Here is an 11332-nt window from a genome sequence, read left to right as displayed (position 1 = left end):
CCTTGCTTAGTTGTTAAACGTCTGCGCTTGCTTCACTTCCGCATTCTGGATTTTCAATCCATTTTTATCTGCAATCTCGATAATTCTTTCAGGTCTTGACAATTCCTTCACTTCAAACATCAGACCTTCATTCGTTACCTGTTGCGTATTCACGGTTTGTTCAAGCTGCTGAAGTTCCCTATTTATTGTATCAGTTGACGATGAATATGACACCATAAAAATCCCTGAAATGAGAAGACACGCGCCGATAAAGGAGTAAATAAGCTTCTCGCCTTTGGTTATCCAGCCATTTTTTTTAACTTTAACGGAAACTTTTTTTTCTGTGTTTGGAGTATATTGTGGATTAATTTGCTGCCAATTACGGGCCTCGTTAGCACTCATTATTTCTTCCACCCTTCTTCATAATTAAATTCATTTTTCCATTCAGTTACCTTCTCAACAACACGCAATTTTGCAGATCGTGATCTGCGATTTTCATCCAACTCGGTGTCTTCTGGTATAACTGGTTTTCTGGTTATTAACTTAAATGGTGCTTGATGTTCCATTGGAATAACTGGTAAATTTCTTGGTGTATCCTTTTCGGTACTCCATTTTTTAAATGCTTGTTTACAAAGTCTGTCTTCAAGTGAATGGAATGTAATAACAGCGACTCTGCCTCCAACATCCACCATTCTTGCTGCTTGATGAAGTGCATCATTAAAAGCCGCTAATTCATCATTGACAGCAATACGCAATGCTTGGAAAATCCGCTTTGCAGGATGCCCGCCTTTACGTCTTGCAGCTGCAGGAATCCCTTCTTTAATAATCTCTACCAATTGATGTGTTGTACTAATTTCCTCTTTTTCACGGTATGCCTCAATTTTCCTAGCAATTTGCTTTGAAAACTTCTCTTCACCATAATTGAAAAAAATAGAGACCAATTGGCTGTATGACCATGTATTGACAATCTCATAAGCAGTCAGCTCTTCTGTTTGATTCATGCGCATATCAAGCTTAGCATCGTGTTGATAGCTAAATCCTCTTTCTCCCCTATCTAACTGTGGTGAGGAGACACCAAGGTCAAATAAAATACCATCTACTTGAGATATCTGTCTGTTTATCAGCTCTTTTTCCAACCCTCGAAAATTAGAGTGAACAAACAATATTCTATCCTCATATGCTTTTAACCTTGATTTCGCAGCTTCCAATGCATCGAGATCCTGGTCAAATGCAATAAGTAATCCTTTTTCATTTAGTCTTTTGGCGATTTCTAACGAGTGACCACCACCGCCTACCGTGCAATCTACATATGTGCCACTCGGATTAATAGCCAACCCTTTTATTGTTTCATCTTTTAATACACTATAATGTTCAAACATGCTTACACCCACTTTATTGATTTACAACTTCAGTCGTTCTGTGAAAAAGGTTTTCCAAGAAGATCAAGTATAAGTTTTAGTTTAAATATCTCTTATACCGAAACAGCCAAGCCCAGCTCCAGCACCCAGCGACTTTCTCCGGCTCATTTCAGTCCGTAAATCGCTAACCTGGCACCAACGCCTTCGTAATTATCAAAGATCAAAATCCATTAGATTTTCAGCAATCTCTCCAAAGGATTCCTCAGAATCTGTAACATATTCTTCCCAGCTGTCACTTGCCCAGAACTCTACACGGTTTGAAACACCGATAACATTACAATCCTTTTCTAGATTTGCATACTTGCGAAGAGTTTGAGGAATATTTATTCTTCCCTGTTTATCCACTTCGCATTCAACTGCTCCAGAAAAGAAAAAACGAGTAAACGCTCTGGCATCCTTTTTAGTAAGTGGGAGCTTCTTTAACTTTTCTTCTAAAATCTTCCATTCTTCCATAGGGTATGCGAATAGACACTTATCCAGTCCGCGTGTCACCACGAAGCTAGCCCCGAGGCCTTCACGAAACTTGGAAGGGACAATAATTCTACCTTTTGTATCAATGCTATGTAGGTATTCGCCCATAAACATCTAGTCCGCCCCACTTTCATATTTTTTATATTACCACATCCCTCCACTATCCTCCACTCTATTTATTAAAAAATATGCTCCACACTATAAAATAGGTCTTTATACCTATTATTAAACAATAAGAAAAAGCTGTCATACCAACGGTTAACAGCTTTTTCTTATTGTTTATTAAAATGGTGGGAGATAGTGGTGAAGTTTTCCCAAAACGAACTAAATATAAATAATATAGTGACCCTTTTCAAAAATGTAAGGTTTGTGAGTTAGCTCTGAAATAATCTCCATCCCACAGGCATTCATCCACGGCAAAGGATTCCATACACGTTCCTGCAGCCCACCTTGCGGATGAAGTGTCATTTCTATTTCATCGAAAGCTTGTAATTCTTTTTCATACTTCTCTTTTAAAACTTTCACAATTCGATCTGTTAAAAAGTCAATATCGCGGTATAAATAAGCCAGATTTTTTTCGCTCAAATCGCCGAGATCAGCGCGAATGCTCTTAGCTACTTCCCTTAATGGCTGATGTGCCGTTTCAACAACTTCTTTCATTTGCACAGATAACGTTTCAACTGGAGGATTACTTTTTGATTGCAGCCATTTTTCCTTCGTTATTCGCACACCATCATTGATTGCATCTGTTATATCGATATCAAACCTTTCCAATAGCTTCTTCACTTTATCTTCAACTATTGTAAACGAAAGCCTGGGAACAACTGGTGGCATTTTGATTGCTAACGTATGGAATGCAGGTTGCAATGCAGCCCAATAACCAATTTCACCTGGGCCTCCAATAAATGCTAATGTTGGAAATAGCAGCTCCTGCATCAATGGACGAGTCACTACATTATTACTTAACCGTTCTGGGTATTTTTCAGCAATAGAGATTAATTCATTTGTTTGAAAACATACTTCGTTCTGCTTTCCAACCCATTCCCCTTCTTCATTCCTGAAAAGAAGGGTGCGTTCTTGGTCTTTATGATAAAACAGATGACCATTTGTTTCACTTAGCTCTAAAGAGATAGCATACCCATCCTCGGCAAGTCGTTGAGAAGCTTGATATACTCCTTCACTGATTTCCCTTTGGTGTCTTATCATTTTTTTAAATTGTTTTGTTTCCAGCTGCCTTGTCTTTTCACTGCCTGAATCAATAAGAACAAGCCCATCTTCATTAAACAGTCGGAAGATTACTCGAGCAAAAAAATCTGCATAAGTATTCGATAACTCGATAGTGTCTTGAATGGAAGCATATAATCGTTTCGTGAACTTCGTCTCTTGCAATTGTTCAAATAATTCATCCACCCATTCAGCAAGGGCAGACCGGTCGAGAGATATGTTCGATACAGAACGTTTATCCATTAAATGATGACGAATTTTATATTTTTTCATGTTAGAACCATATGGCAAATAAACATGATTAATTTCGTCAAAATCATGATCTTCTCCAGCAATCCAGAAAACAGGAATTACCGGGATTCCTAGTTTTTCCTCCTGCTGTTTGGCAAGTTGTATGATTGAGACAATCTTATTTATTGTGTACATGGGGCCAGTTAATAGTCCCGCTTGTTGTCCACCAATCACTACAACACTTTCTGCTTCTCTTAGCCTTTCAATATTATTCAAAGTTGACGCTGGTGCATCCCACTCCTCATTCATCGTAATTAATGTTTCTGTCAACTGCTTCCGCTCAAAGGTACGTTCTCGCAGATCTCTGATTCGTTGATGATAATTATCATAAGGTAAATAATCAAAATAATCCATAATAGCACCTGTATGATTACGGTAATCCGTTATCAGCTGACTTTGAGTCCTTAATTGTATTGGGTTGATTTCCATGGATCCCGTTCTCCTTCTATATATCATTATGTACAAATGTATTTTACATAAAAACTACATCTATTTCACCAAATCTGTTTATGCTTCATTATTTAGCTTGCTAATTGTTGAATAATCCCTATAAACACAAGCAATATGTAAACCATAAAATACAACAAAAAAGCGAATCGCCAAATGATTTTTACAGCTTTTCGAAAAACTACCTCATTTTTATACTTCCATTGAGAAATGATTACACTAGTAAGAGCAATTAAAAATAAAACAACCATCCACCCTGTAAAACTACTTCCAACAATAAGATTTAGCATAATCGAAACAGCAATAATATATAATATCGTTGTCCAATTAACAGCTTGATGGAGTGCTCGAAGTTTGACTCGGTGAATTTTTACGGAAATTATATAGGTGAGTGCCGTTGCAATCAGTGGAATTGTAATAAAAAATGCAATACTATAAATGAAATATTCAAGCATGTGCTTTCTGTTTTCTCCTTTTCTATTATCTGGACTTATTTTTTTAATTGTACCAAATAAGCTTGCAAGATGCTTTAAAAATTTCTAGTTATTTTGCAGCTTGGAGGTCGCTGATTTACAATTTATTTAAAAATTATCATTTTTGTATTATACTGTATTTATAAAGATAATTTACTCACAAGAAGTAAACGCTTTATTTCGGGTTCAGATAGCAACACAAGGTATATTGGTACTAACTTCAGATCGGGGGAGAAAGTTAATGGAACAATTAAAAGTCGAAAATCTGTTAGTCAATTATAAGACACTTGAAAAATTTAAGCGATTTAAAGAATATGGAAATCAGGAATTAACGATGATGGAAGATTTACAAAATAACATTATTGAAAATGATAGTAAATCTCCATTTTACGGAATTTACTATGGTGAAAATCTGATTGCAAGAATGAGTTTATATGAAGTTAATAAAAAGTACGATTATTATTTTTCACCGCAGCAGGACTATTTAACACTATGGAAGCTCGAAGTTCTACCAGATTATCAAGGTAGAGGTATCGGAAAGTTAATGGTTGATTTTGCAAAAGGTTTTGAACTGCCGATTAAAACAAGTCCAAGAATTAATTCCCATGGTTTCTGGGAAAAAATGGGATTTGTAAAAGCGCATTATGAAATGGAAAGAGATTTAGGAGAAAATCCGCTTATCTGGTTGCCTGCAGGAGTACAGGAAAAGGAAAGTAATCCTAACTAAAAAAACAGACATGAATGGGTCATCTCCATTCATGTCTGTTTTAAATATTTATAAAATTATAATCAGATCGCGTTTCACTTTTTGGATTTAATTTTGAATTAATGATGCTTTCCCTCTCTAACCCAAGTCCAAAGCTTATTCATCTCATGCCATGCATTATCATAACGTGATAATTGGTTTTTCAGTTTTTCATTTTCTTCTTCTATATCCTTTAATTTCTGTTGATACTCCTTGTCTAACTCCATTTTTTCTGCATCTTCAAAATTAGACTTCATTTTTTCAAGTAAAAGTATAGCTGACTCTATCGTATATCGCTCTGCAGATTCATTATGATTAGAACTAGACGCGGTTTTCTTTAACCCGCTTTTTCGTTCTTCTTTAGCTAATTGAATGGCATTTTGATATTGTTTACGGATAGTAGCATTCCAGCGAAATCCACATGCTGCTGATGTACGAGAAAGCTGTGCTGCAACCTCCTTAAATGCTTCTAGCTGCGTTCTACCTTCACGAATAAAGCGCAACACTGTCTCAGCAAGAATAATATCTTCATCCTTTGTCCATGCATCCTGCCTTGTATCGTTCATAACACCCCTCCTAATACGTTTGCTATAATGTATGCAAAAAATAGGGGTGCTAGAATAGGATTCTTGTTTCTGCACAATTTTTTTCACAGCATGCCTATTATGTATCACCAAAATACACCTTCTAAGATTTGACTAAAATTGTAGTTATCTTTTCAAAGATACTTAGCACTTATTCCTAATTACTTGCTTTGGCTACTCACATCATCCAAGATTGGTCTGGGAGAATGCGCCCTTAGGGCACCTCGCGAAAACGATTCTTTTCAAGAGATGGAAACATGCTGTTCCAGATTCAAAATAAAAAAACAGATCACTTCAATCTGTGATCTGTTTCTTGTATATCCTGATATTAGTTGCTCACTACTTCTTTTCCATCATAGTGACCGCAAGATTTACAAACATGGTGCGGTTTAGTTAATTCACCACAATTAGAACATTCTACCATGCCAGGTACGTGTAATTTTTTATGAGTACGACGTTGATTTTTAACTTTTTTAGACGTTTTTTGTTTAGGTACTGCCATGACTTACACCTCCTTCAAATGAAAGTAAAACTTGAATGTAATTCTTATTTTTCTTTCTTATTATTTTTAAGCAAAGACTCCAATTTTTTCAAACGGGGATCTACTGTCTTTTCTGTTTTCACTTCTGAAATAAATTCCCAACCATTTCCCTTAGAAGGGGCACCTTCCTCCGGATTTGGCTCTTCAGAAAATACACGATATGGGACTTCCAATAGAATATTTTCCTTGATAATCGGAGTTAAGTCAAGCACTTCACCATCAATTAGATGGATTTCTTGATCTTCATCCCTATCATCATAAGAAGAAGTTGAAAACATTTCATTTGCTTTAATTGTAAATGAATATGGTACATCAACCAATGTTCTCGCACATGGCAATACCATTTCCCCTTCAATCAGAAAAGAGAAAAAGAATTGATTTCCATGAATGTCTACTTTCCCGTGAACACGAACAGGTTTAATTTTACGTATGTCATTGTTCATTGTTTCCAGTTCACTAACATCCACAATTTCATCGAATTCAAACGGCCTATTGACAGCATTTTTTCTGATTTGGCTTAATGTAAATTTCAATATTATCACCTCTAGGCAACAAGAGTTATTTTAAAAGAAAAATGAGTTTTTGTCAACATTTTTTCTTTACACGTAAGTGTATTCTTCCCGTTAACAATTTTACTAACCATTATAGCATGGAAGATGCGATAAAGACTATATTTTGTTACAATATAATCCACTAATCTCTTGGGAGCTGAAGAAATGAATGCATGTGGTCTAATTGTTGAATACAATCCGTTCCATAATGGTCATGTCTACCATCTGGAGGAAGCAAAAAAAACAGCAGCTGCTGATTGTGCAGTTGCTGTAATGAGTGGATCCTTTTTACAGCGTGGCGAGCCTGCCATCATCGATAAATTTCATCGCACAAAAGCTGCATTAAATACTGGTATTGATGTTGTTCTTGAACTCCCTTTTGTATATGCAGTACAGCATAGCGATATTTTTGCTGCTGGGGCTGTAAAAACACTCTCTGAATTCGGTGTCAACAGTATCTGTTTTGGAAGTGAATCCGGCTCGATAAATAGCTTTATATCAAGCTATCATATATTTAAAGAAAAAACATCAACTTATAATCATATACTTAAACATTATTTAGATGCTGGATGCTCCTTTCCCGAAGCTAGTACATATGCGTACAAAGAAATAGGGCTTACAGATTCCAATATGGATTTATCGAAACCAAATAATATTCTCGGATACAGCTATGTAAAAGCAATAATAGAAAACAAGCTACCAATCACTCCATTAACAATAAAAAGAAAAGCGAATGCCTTTCACGATGAAACAATCACTGGTACGATTGCCAGTGCAACAAGCATTCGAAAAGAACTGATGAAACAACATACATTAACATCTGCGATTATCGACAGCCTTCCAACAGAAACTGTCAATCAGCTGCAACAATACAAACACACTGCCTCACAGTGGCATGATTGGGAAAAATATTTCACACTATTACATTATCGAGTAATGACGATGTCAACAGAAGAGCTTGCAAGTATCCATGGTGTTGATGAGGGAATTGAATACAGAATTAAAGCTACAGCTAAAACAGCTAGTACTTTTCAAGACTGGGTTGAAGCTATTAAGACGAAGCGTTATACATGGACAAGAATCCAGCGAATGTTTGTCCATATATTAACAAATACAAAGAAAGCTGATGTAGAGATGGTACCAAGAGCTTTAACCGTTCCATATGTGCGTGTGATCGGTTTAACAAAGAAGGGAAGGGAATATTTAAATAAACAAAAAAAGCAGATAAATGTCCCAGTTATATCAAGATTAGGAAGAAATCAACATCCTATATTATCTATTGAGGAAAAAGCAAGTAATGCCTATTACAGCATCCTTCCACCACAAACCAAGCAAAAGCTGTTTAAACAGGAATTACAAGCACCAATCATGCTTTAAACAGCTCCGCTTACGATGTTTTGCAATGCACTTGAATGCTATGCTGTAAAAAATAGATCTTTTGCAAGATCTATTTTTTACAGCTTTTTTTCAGAGCATGCTTATTTTAATGTCGTTTCAACCGTAATTATTCTTTCATTTCTTCTAAATAACTTAATGCATCTTCAAACGTATCTACGGGGATAATCTGCATTTCGGTTCCAATTTCTTCGGCTGTTTTCTTAGCAATTTCATAATTGGAGTCAGCAGCTCCATTTTCATTTGGTGCAAAGAAAATATCGATCCCTTCTTTATCTGCAGCAACTATTTTCTTATCAATTCCACCAATTCGGAGTACATTTCCATCATAATCGATTTCTCCAGTACCGGCAATCTCATAACCTTTTGTAATATCTTCTTCTGTTAATTGATCGTAAATTTCCAAAGTAAACATTAATCCCGCGCTCGGTCCGCCAATATTTCCGCTTGAAAATTGAATGTCACGATCAACCGTTACATTACGGTCTGTAACAAGGCTAATTCCGATACCTACCCGATTGTCTAAATTACTAAATTCTTCAAGCATAATTTCCGTTTCCATCGTCTTATCTTCACGAACAAATTCAATTAGGACAGTATCCCCTGCTTTTTTATCATCAACATACTGAATTAAATCTGTGGACTCACGAATTTCCTGACCATCAATTCCAATTATCCGGTCACCTGTCTCCAACTTACCATCTGCTGGCATATTTTCAACCACAGAAACAACATAGACGCCTTGATATTCAATGGTTATATCTTCACCTGCTGCTTCATAGGCTACTACAGTTGCAGCTTCCTGTGAGCTCTCCATGACTTGCAGCTGGGCTTGCATATAATCATCTTGTGAAATCCCTTCTGGAAACACTTCATCCAATGGCAGGATATCATGATAATCGAAAAGTTTAGCTAGTACATATTGAATCGGTGTTGCCTGAAGGCCGCTTACCGTCACAAGGTGCATGTCTCCCTCACTTTCAGACCCGTCTGCAACTTCAACAATTGGGTTTAGCGCGTTCGCTCCACCTGGTTTCTGGATATAATATGGTAATTGATATGTACCAAGAAAGTAAACGAGAGCAATTATAATAATAAAAAACAGTATATTTCTTTTTGTCATTCTCATCGTAACTTATGGCCCCTTCCTTCTTTCCAAACATTTCTTTAACATGTCTATGGAATATTTGCCTAATGTATGAGCGTATATTGTACAGACACGTACTTTTTCATGGTATTTAGTACAAGCTAGAATAATTCTACTACTAACGAAATAAGTTGTACAGAGCTAGGTTCATTTCGTAGGAGGCTTTCGATTGGGACAATTACTTAAAACCTTTATTTATTCAACTCTTACCATTTTCTTAACGTTTTGTTTAATCCGCTTTCCTGATCAGGCTTTAGAAGCAGGCATTCGCGGATTAAATATGTGGTGGGAAGTAGTATTTCCTTCTTTGCTCCCTTTTTTTATTACTGCCGAACTTTTGCTGGCATTTGGGGTTGTGAATTTTTTTGGTATATTGTTTGAGCCAATTATGCGACCCTTATTCAACGTTCCAGGTTCCGGGAGCTTCGGCTGGATGATGGGAATGGCAAGCGGTTACCCAACTGGCGCTAAAATCACAGCACGTTTACGAGAAGAAAAGCAACTATCGAAAATAGAAGCAGAGCGACTCGTATCATTTACCAACAATTCCAGTCCATTATTTATTTTCGGAGCAATTTCTGCTGGTTTTTTCCATGATTTGAAGCTAGGGGCACTTTTAGCAGTTTGTCATTATACAAGCAATGCTATGGTTGGCATTTGCATGCGCTTTTATGGAAGAAAGCAGGAAATAACAAAGCGCAGAGAAAAAAAAAGCAAGCAGATATTCCCTCTTGTAAAAGCTTTTCGAGAAATGCATGAATCCCGGATGAAAGCGAATAAACCTCTGGGGGAAATTCTCGGTGATGCTGTTTTGAATTCCATAAAAACATTGGTTATGGTTGGCGGATTCATTATTCTTTTTTCCGTCCTTATAAAACTGTTATTTCTAGTGGGTATCTCGTCTGCTATTGCCGCAGTTTGGGAACAGTTTTTTATACTTATCGATTTCCCTGCGGATTTAGCGCTTCCCATTTTTTCAGGTTTATTTGAAATTACTATTGGAGCAAATATGATCTCACAAACGATGACAGATAGCTTTTTACAGCAAGCAATTGTTATTAGCTTTATTCTTGGCTTTAACGGGCTTTCCATTCATGCACAAGTAGCCAGCATTCTTTCAAAAACAGATATACGTTATCTCCCATATTTTTTTGCAAGGATTTTACATGGATGCTTTGCTGTCATATTAACCATCATACTGTATAAACCGCTATATTTGGACAGGCAGACAATTGACTTGAATGAAATACCTGTTTCTCATTTAGATATAACTGAAAACATGTGGGGAATGATTCTTTACTATCTGAAAGATATTGGACCAATTGTGACGATTGCCTGTTTAGCATTCTCTGTGCTTATTCTTTACAAAAGAAGTTTCAAATAAAACTTTATAAAAATAGAAAACCAGCTTCTGAAAAACAGTATTTCAAGAAGCTGGTTTTCTATATCTTTAAATATGATGATATTTTTCTTTTAATGCTTGCTCGACAAAATCAGGTACGAGTCCGCTGATATTTCCATTAAATTTAGCTATTTCCTTTACCATGCTAGAGCTAAGGAAGGAATATTGATTATTTGTCATCATAAAAAATGTTTCAATATTTTCATTTAGTTTTCGATTCATTGAAGTAATTTGCATTTCATATTCAAAATCACTCACAGCACGAAGACCACGGATAACAGCATGTGCGTTTTTCTCCTGTGCATAATCCATTAGCAGGTGATCAGAGGCGTCTATGGTGACGTTTGGGATATCCTTTGTGGATTCCTGTAATAATTGAATTCTTTCTTCTACTGTAAAGAGTGGAGATTTAGCCTGGTTATTAAAGACAGCTACAATAACGCGATCAAACACCTTCGCTCCCCGGCTAATAATATCCAAATGTCCATTTGTAATCGGATCAAAGGTCCCTGGACAAATCGCTAACTTTCCCATCGATAACTTCCTTCCTATTTCAGTTTGTAAAGTGTAACTTCATTATTCGGGTTTCCTTTCTATCTAAAATAATGTTCTAAATACAAGGGCATAACACATAGCCCTACCATTTTCAGATTTTGCTTTGCTC

13 protein-coding genes are annotated in these 11332 nt (G+C 36.3%); 3 read left to right on the top strand and 10 right to left on the bottom strand.

What is annotated here, in order from left to right:
- Positions 1–6: 6 nt before the first annotated feature.
- From ftsL to NSQ77_RS18775, 5 genes are all read right to left on the bottom strand, one after another.
- Positions 7–381, bottom strand: a complete 375-nt coding sequence (ftsL, locus tag NSQ77_RS18795) for a cell division protein FtsL (RefSeq protein ID WP_339227601.1) — start codon at positions 379–381, stop codon at positions 7–9.
- The gene (rsmH, locus tag NSQ77_RS18790) at positions 381–1358 is read right to left on the bottom strand and encodes a 16S rRNA (cytosine(1402)-N(4))-methyltransferase RsmH (protein ID WP_339227600.1); all 978 of its coding nucleotides are present in this window, start codon (positions 1356–1358) and stop codon (positions 381–383) included. The genes ftsL and rsmH overlap by 1 nt, the downstream gene beginning before the upstream one ends.
- 192 nt (positions 1359–1550) lie before the next feature.
- Positions 1551–1982: a division/cell wall cluster transcriptional repressor MraZ gene (gene mraZ, locus NSQ77_RS18785; protein WP_339227599.1), complete on the bottom strand. Its 432-nt coding sequence runs from the start codon at positions 1980–1982 to the stop codon at positions 1551–1553.
- 210 nt (positions 1983–2192) lie between these two features.
- On the bottom strand, positions 2193–3812 hold the full coding sequence (bshC, locus tag NSQ77_RS18780) for a bacillithiol biosynthesis cysteine-adding enzyme BshC (protein WP_339227598.1): 1620 nt from the start codon (positions 3810–3812) through the stop codon (positions 2193–2195).
- 92 nt (positions 3813–3904) lie between these two features.
- Positions 3905–4285 (bottom strand): DUF3397 domain-containing protein, encoded by a 381-nt coding sequence (locus NSQ77_RS18775; protein WP_339227597.1) that lies wholly within the window; start codon positions 4283–4285, stop codon positions 3905–3907.
- Positions 4286–4544: 259 nt separating this feature from the next.
- Between NSQ77_RS18775 and NSQ77_RS18770 the strand changes: the two genes are divergently transcribed.
- Positions 4545–5030 carry an N-acetyltransferase gene (locus NSQ77_RS18770; RefSeq protein WP_339227596.1) on the top strand — a complete coding sequence of 162 codons (486 nt, stop codon included), beginning with the start codon at positions 4545–4547 and terminating at the stop codon, positions 5028–5030.
- 98 nt (positions 5031–5128) lie between these two features.
- Here NSQ77_RS18770 and NSQ77_RS18765 read toward each other — a convergent pair whose 3' ends face one another.
- From NSQ77_RS18765 to NSQ77_RS18755, 3 genes are all read right to left on the bottom strand, one after another.
- Positions 5129–5614, bottom strand: a complete 486-nt coding sequence (locus NSQ77_RS18765) for an RsfA family transcriptional regulator (protein ID WP_339227595.1) — start codon at positions 5612–5614, stop codon at positions 5129–5131.
- A gap of 346 nt (positions 5615–5960) precedes the next feature.
- Positions 5961–6134, bottom strand: coding sequence for a 50S ribosomal protein L32 (gene rpmF, locus NSQ77_RS18760; protein WP_339227594.1), 174 nt, complete (start codon positions 6132–6134; stop codon positions 5961–5963).
- 44 nt (positions 6135–6178) lie between these two features.
- Positions 6179–6706, bottom strand: a complete 528-nt coding sequence (locus tag NSQ77_RS18755; RefSeq protein WP_339227593.1) for a YceD family protein — start codon at positions 6704–6706, stop codon at positions 6179–6181.
- Positions 6707–6889: 183 nt separating this feature from the next.
- On the opposite strand from NSQ77_RS18755, the gene NSQ77_RS18750 reads away from it, so the two are divergent.
- Positions 6890–8101 carry a nucleotidyltransferase gene (locus NSQ77_RS18750; protein ID WP_339227592.1) on the top strand — a complete coding sequence of 404 codons (1212 nt, stop codon included), beginning with the start codon at positions 6890–6892 and terminating at the stop codon, positions 8099–8101.
- A gap of 127 nt (positions 8102–8228) precedes the next feature.
- On the opposite strand, the gene NSQ77_RS18745 is transcribed toward NSQ77_RS18750, so the two are convergent.
- Positions 8229–9248 carry a SepM family pheromone-processing serine protease gene (locus NSQ77_RS18745; protein WP_339227591.1) on the bottom strand — a complete coding sequence of 340 codons (1020 nt, stop codon included), beginning with the start codon at positions 9246–9248 and terminating at the stop codon, positions 8229–8231.
- A 187-nt stretch (positions 9249–9435) separates the two neighbouring features.
- Between NSQ77_RS18745 and ylbJ the strand changes: the two genes are divergently transcribed.
- Complete coding sequence (gene ylbJ / locus NSQ77_RS18740; RefSeq protein ID WP_339227590.1) at positions 9436–10650, top strand: sporulation integral membrane protein YlbJ; 1215 nt, start codon at positions 9436–9438, stop codon at positions 10648–10650.
- A gap of 66 nt (positions 10651–10716) precedes the next feature.
- Here ylbJ and coaD read toward each other — a convergent pair whose 3' ends face one another.
- A complete protein-coding gene (coaD, locus tag NSQ77_RS18735; protein WP_339227589.1) occupies positions 10717–11202 on the bottom strand; it encodes a pantetheine-phosphate adenylyltransferase in 486 nt (161 codons plus the stop codon).
- Positions 11203–11332 lie beyond the last annotated feature (130 nt).

Source organism: Oceanobacillus sp. FSL K6-2867 (assembly GCF_037963145.1).
GTDB lineage: Bacteria > Bacillota > Bacilli > Bacillales > Amphibacillaceae > Oceanobacillus.
This window is presented reverse-complemented; position numbering and strand designations above follow the sequence as displayed.